Annotated in this window: 15 protein-coding genes; 8 read left to right on the top strand and 7 right to left on the bottom strand. The window is 46.2% G+C overall.

What is annotated here, in order from left to right:
• Nucleotides 1-168 precede the first annotated feature (168 nt).
• The 5 genes from BGP75_RS04125 (at nt 169) to BGP75_RS04105 (ending at nt 6266) form a co-directional block, all read left to right on the top strand.
• Nucleotides 169-2751 carry an RND family transporter gene (locus tag BGP75_RS04125; RefSeq protein WP_076715454.1) on the top strand — a complete coding sequence of 861 codons (2583 nt, stop codon included), beginning with the start codon at nt 169-171 and terminating at the stop codon, nt 2749-2751.
• A gap of 7 nt (nt 2752-2758) precedes the next feature.
• Nucleotides 2759-3634 carry an outer membrane lipoprotein-sorting protein gene (locus BGP75_RS04120; protein ID WP_083704609.1) on the top strand — a complete coding sequence of 292 codons (876 nt, stop codon included), beginning with the start codon at nt 2759-2761 and terminating at the stop codon, nt 3632-3634.
• A 52-nt stretch (nt 3635-3686) separates the two neighbouring features.
• The gene (locus tag BGP75_RS04115) at nt 3687-5063 is read left to right on the top strand and encodes a hypothetical protein (RefSeq protein WP_083704608.1); all 1377 of its coding nucleotides are present in this window, start codon (nt 3687-3689) and stop codon (nt 5061-5063) included.
• Nucleotides 5064-5126: 63 nt separating this feature from the next.
• On the top strand, nt 5127-5378 hold the full coding sequence (locus BGP75_RS04110; protein WP_198939263.1) for a DUF2892 domain-containing protein: 252 nt from the start codon (nt 5127-5129) through the stop codon (nt 5376-5378).
• 120 nt (nt 5379-5498) lie between these two features.
• Complete coding sequence (locus tag BGP75_RS04105) at nt 5499-6266, top strand: hypothetical protein (protein WP_076715451.1); 768 nt, start codon at nt 5499-5501, stop codon at nt 6264-6266.
• Between the two features lie 176 nt (nt 6267-6442).
• Here BGP75_RS04105 and BGP75_RS04100 read toward each other — a convergent pair whose 3' ends face one another.
• On the bottom strand, nt 6443-6727 hold the full coding sequence (locus tag BGP75_RS04100) for a DUF1127 domain-containing protein (RefSeq protein WP_143820972.1): 285 nt from the start codon (nt 6725-6727) through the stop codon (nt 6443-6445).
• A 549-nt stretch (nt 6728-7276) separates the two neighbouring features.
• Between BGP75_RS04100 and BGP75_RS04095 the strand changes: the two genes are divergently transcribed.
• Entirely contained in the window at nt 7277-9208 is a 1932-nt protein-coding gene (locus BGP75_RS04095; RefSeq protein WP_143820971.1) for a PhoX family phosphatase, read from the top strand.
• A gap of 78 nt (nt 9209-9286) precedes the next feature.
• Here the strand turns inward: BGP75_RS04095 and BGP75_RS04090 are convergent, their stop codons facing one another.
• On the bottom strand, nt 9287-9829 hold the full coding sequence (locus BGP75_RS04090; protein WP_076715445.1) for a thioredoxin family protein: 543 nt from the start codon (nt 9827-9829) through the stop codon (nt 9287-9289).
• Between the two features lie 391 nt (nt 9830-10220).
• On the bottom strand, nt 10221-11399 hold the full coding sequence (locus tag BGP75_RS04085; protein WP_076715442.1) for a hypothetical protein: 1179 nt from the start codon (nt 11397-11399) through the stop codon (nt 10221-10223).
• A gap of 146 nt (nt 11400-11545) precedes the next feature.
• Here BGP75_RS04085 and BGP75_RS04080 point away from each other — a divergent pair, with 146 nt between their 5' ends.
• Entirely contained in the window at nt 11546-11893 is a 348-nt protein-coding gene (locus tag BGP75_RS04080; protein WP_076715439.1) for a cupin domain-containing protein, read from the top strand.
• 99 nt (nt 11894-11992) lie between these two features.
• Here the strand turns inward: BGP75_RS04080 and BGP75_RS04075 are convergent, their stop codons facing one another.
• The 4 genes from BGP75_RS04075 to BGP75_RS04055 all read right to left on the bottom strand — a co-directional run bounded on the left by BGP75_RS04075 (nt 11993) and on the right by BGP75_RS04055 (nt 15986).
• Nucleotides 11993-13600, bottom strand: coding sequence for a M48 family metalloprotease (locus tag BGP75_RS04075; RefSeq protein ID WP_076715752.1), 1608 nt, complete (start codon nt 13598-13600; stop codon nt 11993-11995).
• Between the two features lie 130 nt (nt 13601-13730).
• Nucleotides 13731-14234 (bottom strand): YgjP-like metallopeptidase domain-containing protein, encoded by a 504-nt coding sequence (locus BGP75_RS04070; RefSeq protein ID WP_076715436.1) that lies wholly within the window; start codon nt 14232-14234, stop codon nt 13731-13733.
• A 133-nt stretch (nt 14235-14367) separates the two neighbouring features.
• Entirely contained in the window at nt 14368-14823 is a 456-nt protein-coding gene (locus tag BGP75_RS04065; RefSeq protein WP_076715433.1) for a hypothetical protein, read from the bottom strand.
• 551 nt (nt 14824-15374) lie between these two features.
• Nucleotides 15375-15986: a trans-aconitate 2-methyltransferase gene (locus BGP75_RS04055; RefSeq protein WP_083704607.1), complete on the bottom strand. Its 612-nt coding sequence runs from the start codon at nt 15984-15986 to the stop codon at nt 15375-15377.
• Nucleotides 15987-16433: 447 nt separating this feature from the next.
• Between BGP75_RS04055 and ppk1 the strand changes: the two genes are divergently transcribed.
• The gene (gene ppk1 / locus BGP75_RS04050; protein ID WP_076715749.1) at nt 16434-18617 is read left to right on the top strand and encodes a polyphosphate kinase 1; all 2184 of its coding nucleotides are present in this window, start codon (nt 16434-16436) and stop codon (nt 18615-18617) included.
• Nucleotides 18618-18650 lie beyond the last annotated feature (33 nt).

Here is an 18650-nt window from a genome sequence, read left to right as displayed (position 1 = left end):
CAAACACCCTTACTAATCTCAACGATAATACCAGGCGAACATCGCTTTTTGTGCCCACTCATAATGATCAAAGTTAGAGTCCTGTCGGAATCAGCAGAGAGCAACTGCTTGAAGTTCAGATAACAAGCCTGTATTGTATTAGATATTACTTATTTAGGTAATTCTTTTATGAGTTCTATGATCGTACGCTGGGCCATCCGCGCCCCTCTTCGAATATACAGCGCTGTACTCCTATTGGTGATCGCAACGGCGTCGATGATTCCTTCAATCCAGGTCGATACTGACCCTGAGAACATGTTGCCGATAGACAACAAGGCTCGACTGTTCCACAACGGAGTAAAACAGCGATTTGCGATGCATGACGCCATTGTTGTCGGTGCGCTGAACGAAAATGGAATCGCTACACCGGACTCTTTAAACGCATTACTTCAACTCACTGAAGACATTCTAAGCATTGAAGGTGTTATAGATCAGGATTTGATGGCCATTAGCCGTAGCGACAATATCACACAAGAAGAATCAGGCAGTATCCGTTTTGAATGGCTTCAGCAACAGCCCTTGAAATCAATATCTGAAGCGCAAAACCTGAGGGAAGCAATCAAACGATTACCCCTCCTTGATAATACTCTGATGTCCGCTGACGGTATCTCCGCCGCTATCTACGTACCGATTACCGACAAAGATCAGAGCTATCGTATTGCTGAAGAAATTCGTCAGAAAATAGCTCGATTGCCCGGCGAAGATCAATATCATATTACCGGTCTACCCATTGCAGAAGATCAATTTGGGGTAGAGATGTTTATCCAAATGGGCATTTCTGCTCCCTTGGCCGGTTTAATGATTTTTGCGGTCATGTGGTGGTTTTTCCGCAACCTACAGCTCATTGTTGCTCCAATGCTAGTAGCAATGGCCACAGTAATCATCACCATGGGGCTGCTGATCGGTATGGGTTTTACGGTGCATATCATGTCTTCGATGATCGCCATCTTTCTAATGCCAATTGCCGTTGTTGATTCCGTACATATCCTTTCTGAATTTGCTGATCGCTATAAAGCAGGCAAACAAGCAAGCCAGACTGTGAAGGAGGTGCTTGAGCATCTTTTTGTTCCAATGCTATTCACCTCCATAACGTCTACAGTCGGTTTTCTGTCCCTGTTATTAACCCCAATCCCACCCGTACAAATATTCGGCGCCTTTGTCGGATTCGGAATCATGCTGGCATTTCTGATTACAATTTTTCTGGTACCTGCCTACATCTCTCGAATGAAACCGGACACATTGCTGGCGTTGCAACATACCTGCAACAGCCGGTCAACAGCTCATTCCGGTGGCCCGTTTAATCGGGTAATCGCAGCCCTGGGCGGCATATCTACTCGTCACGCGAAACCAATCCTTGTGATCTTCTCACTGTTGCTCTGCATTGCCGCTGTCGGAGTGATACAGATTCAGATCAATGACAATCCGATCAACTGGTTCAAAGCAGATCATGAGATACGGATTGCCGATCAGCAATTAAATAAACACTACGCAGGGACCTACAACGCATACCTGGTATTGGATTCACAGCCTGATAAAACAGATCCCAAACAATTTGTAGAACCAGCAATAACAAAGCTGGAAGGCCTTAATATCGATACTACCGAGCTGATAAAGGCACTGGAACAGGCACCATCCATCAGTGATGCCATTGCGATAGCCGATGATGCGCTGTTTGAGATGCCTCCTTCAGCCCAGCCGGAACTTAGCCGTCTACTACAGCAGCTAGAACAGCTGCAGGCGCAACAAAAACGTTTTCTGCAACTTGATGTACTGCAATGGATCAGCAACCTGCAAGATTATCTGCAAGAAAGCGGTATAACAGGCAAGAGCAACAGTCTGGTTGATATCATAAAAACGGTTAATCGAGAGCTGCTTAGCGGTGAGGCTGTCGATTTTAAACTGCCTGACACAGCCAACGGTGTCGCACAAACACTATTACAATTCCAAAGCTCACATCGACCTTCGGATCTGTGGCACTTTGTAACGCCTGATTATCGCTCCAGTTTGATCTGGTTACAGCTTAGTAGCGGAGACAATCAAGATATGGCTCAGGTCATTGATCTTGTAGACAGCTTCCTGGAGACGAACCCATTACCATCAGGACTGAACCTGAACTGGGCAGGCAAAACCTTCATCAATCTGGTATGGCAAGATGCCATGGTGAGCGGCATGCTGCACAGCCTGCTATCAGCCTTCATTATTGTGTTCCTAATGATGGCTCTGCTGTTTCGCTCATTAATCTACGGCCTTTTGGCAATGTTGCCACTCACTTTCACCATAACGCTAATCTATGGTCTGATCGGCTGGACTGGAAAAGATTACGATATGCCAATCGCCGTTCTATCAGCTTTAACATTAGGGTTATCAGTAGATTTTGCGATCCACTTTCTCGAACGGGCCCGTGCTCTGTATCAAAAAACCGGAAGCCTGGAGAAAACAGTTTCCGCATTATTTCAAGAACCCGCCAGAGCCATCAGCCGCAATGCTCTGGTCATTTCGATAGGTTTTACCCCTCTGCTGCTGGCTCCCCTTGTACCCTATATTACCGTCGGTGTATTTCTCGCAAGCATAATGATCATATCAGCGCTGGTCACACTTCTGCTATTTCCGGCACTAGCGCAGGTATTGAGAAAGCCTCTGGTGCAATCCTCATTCCCGTCAAAACCCTCACCAGGAAATCCAGCTTCAGCCAATTCTGAGCAAAGAGGTTAAAGCAAACATGTGTAATTGGAAGCCTGATAGAAAAACAGCCCCATTAGTCTCTAATTTGCTAACCCTGAACTCCCCGGGTTTTAGCGCCCTGTACCTGCTTTTAATCTCCTTCGTATTGCTGGTAAGTCATCCCCTTATCGCACAAGCCACGCCCACCCCGAGAGCCATTGTAAACAAAGCTAATTTGGCATCTTTTTACCCCGGAAATGATGGACGTAGCGATGCGCGAATGACAATCACCGACAGTCAGGGTCGTGTGCAGCGTCGCCAATTCACACTATTGCGAAGGAATATTAGTAACTCTGGCGACCAGGATATGATGATTTTCTTCTCTCGCCCGGCCGACGTAAGGGGAACGGTTTTCCGCGTAGCCAAGCATCTGAGCACAGATGATGATCGGTGGATCTACCTGCCAGGATTAGATCTGGTCAAGCGTATTTCGGCTGGAGATAAACGAACCTCTTTTGTGGGTTCACATTTCTTCTATGAAGATGTTTCCGGCCGTAACCCCGACCTGGACAACTTCAGCCTGGTAGAGCAGACAGAGGCACATTGGTTGATTGAAGCCACTCCCAAACAACAGGAAGGTGTCGAATTCAGCCGCTATCAGGTGTGGATAAACAAAGCCAGTCATCTGCCTGTAAAAGTCGATTTCTATGACCATGGGGATAGCCTTTACCGTCGCCTGGAAGTACTCAAAGTGGAGACTGTTGACGGCTTTCCAACAGCCATGACTTCGCGAATGAGTGATCTGAACAGCAACGCCAATACCCTGTTGGAGTTTCGTTTCGCGGCCTACAACCTCGGATTACCGAAGGATATTTTTGGCGAACGCAGCCTTCGCACACCACCAAGACAATACCTGAAACGTCCAGAACGCTAATCAAATAATGCGCGAACCCAGTAATGACCAGATAAATAATGCCAGATAAATAATGAAAGTATCAGCTGTCCAGAAATACAAAATCAGCCTGAGTCTTTTGATGATAGCCGCTGTTGCCACTATCGATTACGCCTCAGCCAGATCCTATGAAAGTGGCACGCTCAAAAACAACTATGGACATAAAAAGCAGATAGAAGTATCAGACAGCAATTCCGATTGGGATGACGGCTGGACTGACGACAGTTGGGATAACCAAGACTCCAGATTCTGGAAGTGGTCAGGATACACCGAATTGGCCTTTGGATATCGATTGCAGGAGGACCCACTGATAGGTGATAGCCGTAACAGCCTTGGCGAGTTGCGACAACAGATCGAACTGACCCATTCTGCAATTGTTTGGCAGTTCAGCGCTAAGGCCGATTTAATTGCAGATAGTGTTACTGAAGAGTTTGAATTAGATCTGCGTAAGGCCGAATTTGCCTGGTCCCCATCCCCGGCCTGGGATCTCAAACTGGGTTCCCAGGTGTTAACCTGGGGAACAGGTCAGTATCTGTTTGTTAATGACCTGTTCCCTAAAGACTGGCAAAGCTTCTTTGCAGGTAGGGATGACGAGTATCTAAAGGCTCCGGCAATCGCGTTGAAAGCCAGTTATTTTAGTCATCGATTCAACCTGGATCTGGTATGGCTGCCTGAATTTACCAGTGATCGTTATATAACAGGGGAACGTTTTTCGTTCTTTAGTCCAGATACCAACATGCAAGTTGCACCAGAGCCCCACTTTGATGCCGATGAACCAGACAACAGCGAGCTGGCGATCAGATTGTTTAAGACATTTGATACGATTGAGGCAGCAATCTACGGTTATCGTGGCTACTGGAAAACCCCCTCCGGCTTAGATCAGGTTGGAACCGCTTATCATCCTCGGCTGAACGTTGTTGGAGCCAGTCTTCGCGGTCCTGTCAGCAGAGGTATCGGTAACGTCGAAATGGCCTGGTACGACAGTAAAGAAGAACCGGGAGGAAACACCGCCAGAACACCTACTAACCAATTTCGCTTGTTACTCGGCTACGAACAGGAAATTGCCGCCCGATTAACTGCAGCCGGACAATTCTATCTGGAATGGCTACAAGACTATGAGCAACTGGAACAACCCCGGCCTTCCCTCTACAACAGCGACGAATATCGTCAAGTACTTACGTTTAGCTTGCGTTATCGAACCTTGCAGGACCGACTGATCCTGCATTGGTTCAGCTTCTATTCCCCCAGTGATCGGGACTATTTTCTGAAACCCAGTGCTCACTATCGAATCAACGATCACTGGCAGCTGACAGCTGGACTGAATATCTTTGGCGGCGACAGCCCCCATACAACGTTTGCACAGATGGAAAAATCCAGTAACAGCTATGTCCGTGTCCGTTACCAGTATTGATTGCGTTATCTGACCCGTTGCACTTGTTGTGTGACTCTCGCTCAACTCAATGAGGAAAAAACAATGCCTATATCTATCGAACGTGCCATTCTTATTTTTGCCGGTAGTATGATTCTGATCAGCTTGATCCTGACCTGGTGGGTCCATATATACTGGGCGGGATTCACGCTATTTATCGCATTGAATATGATCCAGAGTGCTTTCACCGGGTTCTGTCCCGCAGCGCTTGTCATGCGTAGATTTGGACTTCGTTCAGAGTCCGAACTGTCAATAAAGCAGTACAATTCTTTAAAATCAGGAATAGCAAACAACTGAGAAAATAAAGAAAACCAATGAATATCAAAATCTTACAAACCAAATAAAACTATCAGCTTTACATTCCGGTAGGATAAACTAGGTTTATTACATCAACAGTTTTTCCTATCGGGTTTCGGAATGAGCACCTTTCTCCGATTTATATCGCTATTTGTTTTACTGCTGGGCAGTTCCTGGGCTCTCGCCGCCGAATCAATCCGTTTCGACTTCTGTTATGAAGATCGGGAGCTGCTGCCTTACTACCGCGGAAACGGTTCCGAGATACCCGAAGAGAACCCCGGAAAAACGATAGAGGCCGTTAGAAAGCTGGATGAGCGTGTAGATGAAGTCAATATCCACTATCAGCGTGCTCCCTGGAAACGTTGTCTGGCGCTGTTGGAAAAGGGCGTTGTCAGCGGAGTCATCGCCAGCTATAAAGCTCAGCGGGAAGAAATTGGAGTTTATCCCAAGAAAAACAACAGAGACGATCTGAAGCGGGCATTTTCCCTGACAGGTTATTGTCTGTTTGTTCGGCAGGACAGCAATCTAAGCTGGAATGGAAAGGCTTTTATCGGAGATCTTCGTAGCAACCTGGCGGTACCCCGGGGTTATTCCATTACCAGCATGCTAACTCAGCACAAAATATCTTTCGACGAAGTGGATTCTACGGATCAGGCACTCTTTTTACTTCATAATCAGCGTGTGTCCGGAGTCGTGACCCTCTGTGATTCGGGACAGCAAGCGCTTAGCAATAATCCCCAATACGCCGAAATAAACACCATCGCTCCACCTCTGGTTGTTAAAGGAGGATACCTTCTGGTTAGTAAACACTTTTACCAAGCTCACCAGAAAATAGTTGAGAAAATGTGGCTAAAGCTGGTCCAGGTTCGTATTGATATGAATCTTTAGAGCGTTTAATACGCAATAGCGACTATGGTAAAAGGTGATTAACCCAGGGGGAAAAAGGTGATCATGGCAGAGAGAAAGGAAACACCCGCCGGGCAGAACATCAACTCTGCCCGGCCAACCAGCATTATCCTGGCTTTACTATTTAGCCGCTACCTAATCCTTAGGCAGCGGCTTGGCTATCCCCCCACTCCCTCAGGCTCAGCGTTATAAGCCAGCTTCTTTTCAGAAACAGGTTCGAGAGTGGCAGCCGGAGCTGTTTTTGCTTGCTTGGATGAGCTATCTTCAGGAGCGAGTTCATTGACACCAGTCATCGGAAAAACACGCCCCTGCTCAAGTCGTAATCCGATATCCCGCAACAAACGAGGATCCAATTCACGCAAATCCCGATAAGCGGAACGCGCAGCAACAGCTTGGCGGGTACGGCTATATGTCGCAGCTAAAAGGCCTAACAAAGTCATCATTAATCTCCAGATATTAAGCCGGGGATCAATTCGCGGAGAGGATTGCGTTTTACAACTGGACGCTAGAAGCCGCGAAGAGATCCGCGGCTAGTGGGCTTAGTTATTCACTTAACACGCAGACAGGAACACCTCGATCCCAAATCGAATTGGGCAGATGTTTTTGGGCTGTATATGCCATGGAGGTTGTGCACATGGTCTAAATACCTGTCAGTTAAGCGTTTATGCGTCCGCAATTGGACCCAGCCATTAAAACCTGATCCTTAATGGCAAGTCAACAGTGTAGATTAAGAAAAATATAATATATGTCATTATTTTCAAATAATCGCCTTGTCATCCCATTGACATCTTTACGTCATCAAACAGACACAGATTCAATTTAGTCTCAAAAAGCTGACAACAAAGGCCAAAGAATAAAAAAATAAGAAGCCAAACAACCAGCTTTGCCAGGCACTTCCAGTGACTTAAGGCTTATAAAAGACCAGTCTGTAAATCCAATTGCGACAGAACAGCCTTATCAGGGCTGCAGCAAACAAGATAGGGGGAAAACCAATGAACAGCTTTGACCATCAACAAGAGCCCAATAAGCCAATGGACGATGCAGCAGATAATAGACTCTCCAGCGATACCACTTCTGAATTCAGCCAGTTGATCGACAAAGCCTTGAGCCGACGTCAGTTCATGGCCGCTTCAGGTGTTCTTGGTCTAGGCGCATTCTTAGCAGCAAACCCCGTTAACAATGCCTTTGCAGCGATGTCAAAAAATCAGCTGATGGGCTTTGAAGCCATTCCTGCCAGCACTGAAGACAACGTAACTGTTCCCAAAGGTTATCGGGCAGAACCCCTCATATCCTGGGGAGATCCATTGTTTGATAATGCTCCTGCTTTTGATCCTTCGGGGACCTCTTCATCCAGTTCCCAAGCCCTCCAGTTCGGCGACAATAACGATGGTATGAGCCTGTTTCCATTATCTGACAACAGGGCCATTCTTGCGATCAACAATGAATATACCAACTACGAATATTTATTTGATCACAAAGGAAAAATGTTGACAGCTGATGATGTGAAAAAAGCTCAGGCAGCACATGGTGTCTCTATTTTTGAAATAGAAAGAAAAGGCAGTCGCTGGTCGGTCATCACCGACTCCATATACAACCGCCGTATTACCGCTAACACCGAAATGGAGCTGACAGGTCCCGTTGCAGGCCACCCATTGATGAAAACAGAAGCAGACCCCAGTGGCCGTACTGTTTTCGGAACCTTTAACAACTGTGCCAACGGCGAAACGCCATGGGGCACTTACCTCACCTGTGAAGAAAATTTCAACGGCTATTTCGGTAGCAGTAGCGAAATAGCACAAACTAAAGACCAAAAACGCTATGGTATCCAAGCCAAAGATCGCTATCAATGGCACAAATTCGATGAGCGTTTTGATCTGGCTAAGAACCCAACAGAGCCAAATCGATTTGGTTGGGTTGTAGAAATTGATCCAATGGATCCCAGCTCCATTCCCAAGAAGCGTACAGCTCTGGGGCGCTTTAAGCATGAAAATGCAGCCTTAACAGTGAATGCCGACGGTCATGTCGTTGTTTACCTGGGAGATGATGAGCGCGGCGAGCATCTATACAAGTTTGTTTCTAAAGATAAATTCAATCCCAACAATAAGATGGGCAATCGTGAGCTGCTGGCAGAAGGCACAATGTACGTCGCCAAATTCGGTGCAAACGAAGGCGAAATGAAAGGTACTGGTCAATGGATTGAGCTAAGCCACGGAAAAAACGGACTGACCCCTGAGAACGGCTTTGCAGATCAGGCAGAAGTTCTGACATTTATTCGCCGCGCAGCGACCCAGGTAGGCGCTACCACCATGGATCGTCCGGAATGGGTTGCGGTTCATCCTGGCGGTAAACACGTATGTTGCACCCTTACCAACAATAAAAACCGTGGCGTTAAGACTAACCAGCCAGTTGACGCTGCCAACCCTAGGGCTAATAACAAATACGGGCAAATTGTCCGCTGGATGCCCGCGGGTGGTGATCATACAGCAAGCACCTTCAACTGGGACCTTTATCTGATAGCCGGGAATCCAGGCGTCCACAGTGAAGGCTTGAACGCGGGGAGCGACAACATAAACATCGATAACATGTTTAACAGCCCTGACGGAATAGGCTTCGATGCTGCAGGACGCCTTTGGATTCAAACCGACGGTAAGTATTCCAACAGGGACGACTTTGCCGGCATGGGCAATAATCAGATGCTTTGCAGTGATCCTGATACAGGTGAAGTGCGCCGCTTCCTGACCGGTCCTATCGCCTGTGAAATAACGGGGTTAGCTTTCAGCCCTGATTATCGAACCATGTTTATAGGTGTACAGCATCCAGGAGAGAAATCCAAGCCTTCACACTTCCCTGATGGAGGTAACAGTAAGCCCCGCTCTTCAGTGATGATGATTACCCGTGAAGACGGAGGCATTATTGGAGCCTAACAAACCCTCCCAGAGATAAGCGATAAGCCCCCGCCCAGACGGGGGCATTTGTTTGTAAACGGTCCTCTCCATTTACCTTTATCGCCATTTAATACTGCAACCAATACTGGGAATTTGCATATCACTGATCGGATTTCCTGATAGCAAAGCTTCAAAGGCGGCTTTCAGGTCTTCTCCAGTGACGGGCTGGCCATTTCCTGGGCGAGAACTATCAAATTGGCCCCGATAAACACACTTCAGATCAGCATCAAACAAGAAAAAGTCCGGCGTGCACTCCGCCCCGTAGTCCCGAGCGACTTGCTGAGTCTGATCAAACAGATAAGGAAATGGATAGGCTTTCAACGCCATTTGTTCAGGCCCGTCCTGTGGATAAGTTTCAGCATCGTTAGCACTGATCGCAACAATGTTAATGCCGCTTCCCTCATAAAGTCGCCCGAAATCAGACAGAGCTGTTTCCATATGCTTGACGTAGGGACAGTGGTTACAGATAAACATCACCAAAGTGCCTTTATCCCCCTTGAGGGACTGGAGGGAACGAACATCTCCCGTTTTTGGATCTGGTAGGGCAAAATCGGGAGCAACTGTCCCCAATGGCATCATGTTAGATTCAATTAGCGCCAATTTGGTACTCCTTATTGATCAAGCGAACAGTATCTTCAGTTCGTTCACACAGGTGACGGGTTATTATCATTGAACAGGGCCGTCAGTGTAATCAGCATAGTTGAAAAAATAAATGCTTCTGCTTCCTGATAATCCGCCCAGTACTGAATAACAATTATGGTAAGACAGCAGGTCCAGTATCGATGGACGAAGCCTTGAGAAAAGGTAAAGTATCGGTATTGGAGCCCACAAAGACTATATCCGGCAGGGAGTCTCTATCGGCACAGTCCCTGAATACTATCATCTGGGACGGGTTGCTGCGGGCTACATTCACCGTCAAAAAAGGGAGTTATTGGCTGAAATTCCAATCTACCGGGTAAAAAACCCGCAACAGCTGATTAACGAGACCCATTTATACCGCTAAATCAATCTGCTGAACCGATCCCTGACCACCATCCTCTGTCAAAAACACTCCTGTAGACCTAACGATCCCCTGCAACTCGTTATTGCTGTCTTTTAACTCAAAGGATGTCTCTGCCGACCCCAGATAAATGGCACCAATGTTCTTGTCACCAAGAGCAAGCAGCTGATCGGTACCGTCATCCTGTTTAACCCAGATCCGCAGCCGATCGTAAATCTCATCGCCCTCATCAATAAATCCGTTGCCATCCTGATCAAACTCCGCCAGTTCAGCAAAACCCTGCCCACTAAGTGCACCAAATAATTCGCTGCCATCATTGATAGAGCCATCGTCATTACGGTCCAGGGCCAGAAACCCACTGTGGCTTTTGACAAAACTAATCTGATCATCAAGACCATCTGCATCAATGTCGAAGCTGTATTTCTTCTCTGTCAACTCAGTGGCGGGTCCATCAAAATTAATCACTAACGGGTCTTTTAATCGTGCCCCGGCATCAATCTGCAACTGACTGTACTGGACAAAACTGCGAGACATATTCACTTCAAGATCAATCGATATGGTACGGCCATCACTCGTACTAACCTGCCCTTCAGCAGAGAAGCTGGTATGTTCTTCTTCTCGGTACATTTCCACATACCGATAACTCAAACCAAGCTGACTGGAAGAGGAGTTTGAAGGCTCAACAGAATCGTCCGTTTCCGCAGATTCGGTCATGACCGCAGATTCGATACCGGAACTTTGCAGATTAACGGGGTCAATAAATGAAAAGCTCTTACCAGAGACAAACTCAATAATCTGCTTAATCAATGACAATCGGGAATCAAGACCCAGGCTTTCCTGAACAACAGAATTCTTAGAAATAGGGATGATACCCTGGGTTACCTCTTGATCCTCAGTCTCGACAGACTCTTCTTCAGCCTTTTGGGCGGCAAGCTGCTCTTCATACGCTCGTTGTACATCCCTGTCTAGTTCGGGATCATTTTGTTCAATGCGAGCTGCCAACTCTAAGGCTCTTTTCGATAAACTGACCTCATCGCGTTCGATGTTAACAGATTGCTGAGTTTGCCCATCTGCTGAGACACGAAAAAGCCGCAATGATTCCTGGCTCTGTGTGGATTCAGAACGCTGATGAGAAGCAGTCAAATCCAGTTGACTGTGATTGATAATCATAGATAGACACCTCGGTGCCGATACTCAAGCGGACAGCTATAGAAACACGCATCATCGACAAAAAATTTAGGCTGGGGTAACTATTGTTATCGGCAGGCTTTACTATTATTTAAGCGAATTTATCTATCGAGAGTGCTTTGTACAGAATGATTCCCATTGATACTCAAAACTTATTTGAGAACATCCCGGAACAGCTCCCTGATGAGTTGATCTCCATTCTTTTAAACCAGGCTGGACTGCGACTAGAACGAATTGTCTCAAAGGGCCATTCATCTGCTACTGATTTCTGGTATCAGCAAGAGCAGAACGAATGGATGTTGTTAATTCAAGGGCAAGCCAGACTGGAGTTCGAGACCCCTTCCAGAAAGCTGCACCTTAACGCCGGAGATTATCTCAATATCCCTGCAAATATCCGCCACAGGGTGGACTGGACCAGTTCTGATCCAGAAGCGATCTGGCTGTGTATTTTTTATTCACCGATCCAGGAGCCATAAACCAGTCGCGCTAAGCAAATGCTATGGCAATAACCGTAACAGACTCCTGGCTTTAGCGATGTATCGTTGTGGATATATAGCCCGTCATTCAGACTGCTGTTAATTATTAACTATTTTGGCATCAGCAATGGAGCTGCCATAGCGATCAACCAGTGCGGGATTAATGAGAATTCGAGTGTTAAGGCGCTGCGTTGAGCCCGCAGCTAACACACCGCTAATACGTCGTTTACTACTTCTCATACGCCCTTGCTTATCGGGATATTCTATCTGGACAATCACAGAACTGACATCTTTCGGTGTAGGGTTGGATATCTCAATCAACCAACGCCCCAAGCCGTCACTGATATTCCTGAGTTTGAGGTAATTCTCAGGGTTTTCGGGCAGGTCAATTTCAACCAATGAGGCATAAGCTTGCTTTCCAGCCTGATCTGAATTCTGCGCCGCTTTGGCGAAATAGGCCTTGGCTGCTGCCAGATCCCCCGAGTCACGAGACAGATTCCCCAACGCATTGTACGCACTGGCCGTGGGCAACAACTGGGTACTGCGCTCCAGATCCATCTTGGCTCTGGTATCATTGTTAAGCTTCTGATTTACCAGCCCTCTACGTAGATGGTAGTAGAAAAACTCCTCATTCAGTTTTATGGCCCTGTCGTACTCTCGATGGGCACTTTTATAGCGTTTTTCACCGTATTCAATATCTCCCAGAAGTGAGTAGAAATGGCCCTCTTTCGGCTCAATGGAAATTGCTTTTTTTACCAGTGAGCGCGCTGTTTTCTTATCTCCCTCATTAAGGGCTTTTTGAGCCTTATCATAAGCGCTGTAAGCCGCCTCAGTTTTGTTCAGATGAGCCATCACTTGCTGATATCGGGCTTTGCCTACTTCCCCTCCTCCAGGCAGCTGAGCCGCCATCCTGATATTATTTTCGACCCGTTCCTGAGAAGCAGGGTGACTGGACAACATACCTTCCAACCAGCTTTGCTGCTTGCCTTCGGACATTTTTACAAAGGTCCTTTGCAACTCAACAGCCCCCAGGGGAGAATAGCCCGCACGAGACATGTATTGCATGCCGTACTGATCAGATTCCCGCTCAGCATCACGACCGTATTTGGTGTTTACCAATTGAGCCCCGAGAGTTGCTCCCATTTGAGCAAGATTGGCATATTCTTCACCTTGAGTAGCAATACTGGCTCCAACGACCGCCCCCTGTAGCAGCAATCCCCGCTGCATACCCTGAGCACCGTGCTTAGCTGCTGCGTGGACAATTTCATGACCGAGTACCGCAGCCAGTTCTGCTTCTGATTTAAGTTCAGTCAACAGCCCCCGGTTAATGGATATCTTTCCACCCGGTAACGCCCAGGCATTAGGTACAGAATTGTTAAGGACATTAAATTCATACGGCAGCTTACGGTCACTCACTGCTGCTAAACGCTGGCCAACTTCCTTTACATAGGCTTCCACTTTGGGATCGGCAACATAATCCCCCCCCTGAGACTGTCGCATCGGCAGGTATTGTTGTTGGCCGGTTGTAATTTCCCACTGCTCAGAAACAAGGCTAAGCTCCTGTTTTCCGGTAACCGGGTTGGTGGCGCAACCTGTTGTCGCTATGATGGCAAACAGTACCAGAGCAGAAATCAGTTTCGTTTTTATGGAGTTTCCTTGAAGTAGATATAACTTTAGATCCATGGGATTTACACTCTTTTTGTTCATAGGTTCCTTAGCCTCGACCACCCTGATATCCATGAGAATAAGCACTATAAGGATGGCAATGTTCATTCGTTTTAGCCAGTATCCTGTATCCACCGACAATCACAAATTAACTTCTGCAGCTCTGCTTAAGCTAGTAGATGGGACCGATCAGCTCCTTGCAGGTAAGGTACAACCGTAGATCAAATTCCAGCTGATGGTAACTCGGTTCCATATACTGACAAAGCTTATAGAAGGCTTTGTTATGAGATTTTTCCTTAAGGTGTGCAAGCTCATGCACCACAATCATTCGTAAGAATTCTAAGGGCGCCTCTTTAAAAACAGAGGCTATTCGAATCTCATTTTTAGACTTTAGTTTAGCTCCCTGTACTCTGGAAACATAGCTATGTGTGCCCAACGCATTTTTTATAACGTGAATTTTATCGTCATAAACAACCTTGCTTAATGGGGCCGACTTTCGCAGGTATTCGGATTTAACCCCATTAACATAATCATAGAGCGAGCGGTTAGCTTTCAAGTCATGAGTGCTGGGATAACGCTGCAACAATAGATCTACCAGTTTTCCAGAGTTAATCAGAGCCTGAACCTGCTCCAGTGTCTGCTCTGGATAGCCTGAAAGGTACTTAAAATCAGTCATTTGACAACTAGCAAAAAGGAGAGATGACTTATTATTTTATAATGCCAACCCTAACATGTGAAACGATAAAACAATCTCATCGCTAAAAAGCACTCAAACAAATCCCCAGAGTCTCTGGCTTTGGAAATGCCCACTAGATTCTCTGGGAAACTCTAAGAGGCTCCAGATTCTTGACTGTAACGACCTTCAGCTCTTCTTTATGCTGTCTGAGCAACTTTAACGCATTACCGACATATTCCCCCGATGTTAATTTATCCGACGAATAAAGCCCCAGCAAAGTGAGCCATTTCTGATGAACAGAACAATGATTATGTTGCCCGTTGAGATTTAAAGGACAGTCGTGACACTGACGGTCTGAAGCTCGGCGATGAATTGTTTTTTTCTGCCATTGACGCCGATAAAGTTCGGCGTGCTGCTCAATCCACTGTAGCGCCTTCGCTTCTTGCTGATCTTCCGGGAGGTCCTGAATGTAGCGATTGAGAGTACGGATCTGATCCTGACAGAAGGCTTCATCATCACCCTCAATCTCTTCGTTATTAACCACAAAACGAACAATCAGCGCCAGTAAGGGATCGTCTACGATGGTCATTGATGCATTCTCAACCTGATAGACTCAATTTGAGACAATTTGATGGACACCCAAGCAACGGTCGATAATGGGCACAGACTTACAGATTATCCCAATACCGGTTCTTATCAACACCTTCCAGTCCTGGAGTCCACAGAACAGAGAACTGGTTCACCGGTTCCCTTAACAAACCAAGTCCTGTTTGCCAGATGTACTCTATTTTCTGCTCTAACTTTTGCGGGGTCAACGCTTTAACTTCCCCATAGCTTCTGAATTTGAATTTCTGCCTCTAGCTTTTGCGCCAGCCCATTGTCCGCTTCCAGGAATTATAACGGCCGAAAGGATAAAACTTATAACCAACGTCTGTCACAACCTTTCCACTGCCGGTTAACGTTCTGACGTGTAAATATAACCAGGTTCGGCGTAAAATATGGAATTGGATAAAATTAAGCCAACAATCAGCAGTATTGCAGCAACTACTGGTATATTGATAATTGGCCCACTATTAAGTTTGATTTTTATCAATTATTACTAATACAGAAGTTTTTTACTTTTTATTAATAACAGATTAATTAAATACCGCCTTTGGATAAAATCATTCCAATACGGCCTTTATCATTAGCGCCATCAGGTTTATTAACAACAATAAACTTTTCAACTGTGAATCCAATTTTATCACAGAGTGCAATCAATATATCTGGGGTATACGAATCATAAAAAAATTCGACACCAAACATAAAGTCAGTAAATGGAGGCTGGTCAATGTCGCTTCCTCCACTTGAAAGCATAAGAAGCCCTCCTTTCGGAAGAGTTTGATATACTTTTTCCAATATGAGTCGGTGCTGCTCACGAGGCAGATGAAACAGACAGTCCCAGAGAACAACTCCACTATACTCGGTGTCTATATCATAGCTTTCAATTTCAGCTGTTAAGAATTCCCCCTGAGGTACATTCTCTCTAGCTTGTTCCAGTAATTTTTCAGACCGATCAATACCCACAACGGAGAAGCCTGATTCTGTTAACCTTTTCGCAATGGGTAAACCTGATCCACAACCTAAATCCAGCACTTTGCTAGGCCTGGGTAAACCATTTAAGAAGAAATCAAATAACTCGCTATCTTTCCCAGGCATTTCGTTCCTAACAGCTTTCCATTGCTCACAGATTAAATCATAGTTTGCTTTCATAAGAACCCGCCTTATCAGACTGAGAAACCTTCGAATAAGTCCATTATATTCCCAGGTTCCTTAACAACATCTCTGGAAAAAAATCAATAATATCAAAATACGGTCTGGTATAAATCTCAGTATTCCTTAAAGCATCAATCAAGAAGTAATTCTGTCAGTTTCATACACTGAAATAGCACTGCTTTTATGGCTAAAAGATTCTACCTCATACAAACGAACAGAAACACTGGAATACTTTTGTAAAACGACGCGAATTCAACTCTAAAGTACGACACTCTCCTATTACAGCCTGAGACATCTTCTTTGAACATAACTATGAGTACTGATGTCATCCTGATGTCATCCCTGTCTGTCAAAGTAGTCCTTTTGAATATTGTTCCCCGAACATTACTTAAGCAGAGAGGAACCAGCGTGAAGCAAGAGCTGTTGGATGTAAACGAGTTAAAGATTGAGATTAACGAGATAACAACGGTGCCTGCCAGTCCTGCTGCTGAGCAAACCACGGTCGATCAAACCATCGAAGTCGTCTCCCCCTTTGCACCAATAGCAGACGATTCGGAAGAAGCAATCGATCTGAATGACAGCAAATACTATATAAATCGTCAGCTCAGTCACCTGGAGTTTAACCGTCGTGTACTTGAGCAATCACTGGATGAAACACATCCTCTACTTGACCGCTTAATGTTTTTGCTTATTTTTTCCAGCAACCTTGATGAATTCTTTGAGATTCGCGTGGCGGAACTCATGCATCAGATCAAATACGGCAGAGAAAAAGCGGGAGTCGATGGAATGCATCCTCAGGAGGTGCTTTACCAGATCCGTGCACGCTGTCACGAAATGGTTGATCGCCAATACAAGATACTAAATGAAATTCTGTTCCCAGCCCTCAATAAAGAAGGGATATACTGCGCACGTCGCAGCGAATGGACCGAAGTACAACGGAGTTGGATCAAGCAGTATTTTATCAATCATATTCTGCCGGTTATCAGTCCGTTGGGGCTTGATCCATCCCACCCATTCCCACGCTTGGTCAATAAAAGTCTCAATTTTATTGTCTCACTGGAAGGCAAAGATGCCTTTGGACGGGACAGCGGCCTGGCGATTATCCCAGCTCCGCGCTCGTTACCCAGGTTGGTGAAATTGCCCGACGAACTGGTTGAAGAAAAAGGAGACCAGCTGGTATTCCTGACTTCAATCATTCATGAATTTGCCGATGATTTATTTCCGGGGATGACAGTACTGGGTTGTTACCAGTTCAGACTAACCCGTAACGCGGATCTGATCTTTGATCAGGAAGAGGTCGAGGATTTAGCGCGCACCTTGCGTGGAGAGCTACATAGTCGTCATTATGGTGATGCAGTGAGACTGGAAATCGCTCACAAATGCCCTGAGCCTTTGGTGTCATTTCTACTGAAGCAGTTCAACCTGAGTGAGACGGAGGTCTATTGTGTCGATGGCCCTGTCAACCTGACCCGGATGATGGCCATCGACGAGCTGATTGATCGTCCGGAGTTATCCTACGCTCCTTTCAGTCCAGGCTTACCAAGACGCCTCCTGAATCAGAAGAACATTTTTGACTCTCTGAAACAGCAGGATTTCATGCTGTTCCACCCGTTCGAATCTTTTGCCCCGGTCATTGATCTTCTGCGGCAATCGGCAAAAGACCCAGACGTTCTCTCTATCAGACAAACCCTCTACCGGACCGGAGCCGAGTCAGAAATAGTCAGCGCTTTGGTAGAAGCCGCTCGCAACGGAAAAGAAGTGACGGCAGTGGTTGAGCTTCGTGCCCGTTTTGATGAAGCCAACAATCTGGCCCTGGCCAGCAGATTACAGGAAGCCGGAGCCTTGGTGGTTTACGGCGTTGTCGGTTATAAGACACACGCTAAGATGACTCTGGTCGTTCGACGAGAAGAGGGCGAATTTCATCACTATGTCCATCTGGGTACGGGTAACTATCATGCCGGTACCGCGCGGGTATATACCGATTACAGTCTGTTAACCTCCGATACCGCAATTGGTGACGACGTGCTGAAGTTATTTCAGCAGTTGACGGGAATGGGGAAAATTCGCCGATTAAAAAAACTGCTGAGTGCACCTTTTACATTGCATAAAGGAATTATTGAACTGATCCTGAAAGAGGCACGCTATGCTCGTGAAGGAAAAAATGCCCGGATCATTATCAAGGCAAACGGACTGACAGAGCCTCGTTTGATCAGGGCTCTGTATAAAGCCTCTCAGGCAGGAGTACAGATTGATTTGATTATTCGCGGTATGTGCTGCTTGAGACCCGGAGTTTCTGGCGTATCTGAGAATATTCGGGTCCGCTCTGTTATTGGCCGGTTTCTTGAGCACAGCCGCAGTTACTATTTCAACAATAATGGTGCCCCCCTGTTTTATAATGCCAGTGCTGATCTGATGGAACGAAATATGTTGCACCGGGTGGAAACTTGCTTCCCAATACTGAATAGCAAATTGCTGCAAAGAGGCCTGCGTGAGCTTGAACTCTATCTTTCAGACAATACTCAGGCTTGGGAGCTTGAACCAGACGGCCACTACCAGCACCTGCAACCAACAGCTGATAACGAACCAACCAGCGCCCAGCTGAGTTTGCTGGAGCGCTACGCTAAGTAACAAAAAGGCTGAAGACAAAGATTTTAGCGGTGA

Origin of the sequence: Motiliproteus sp. MSK22-1, from assembly GCF_001968815.1 — a bacterium.
Classification (GTDB): domain Bacteria; phylum Pseudomonadota; class Gammaproteobacteria; order Pseudomonadales; family Balneatricaceae; genus Motiliproteus.
Note: the sequence above shows the minus strand (reverse complement) of the source record. Positions and strands in the feature narration are given on the sequence as shown.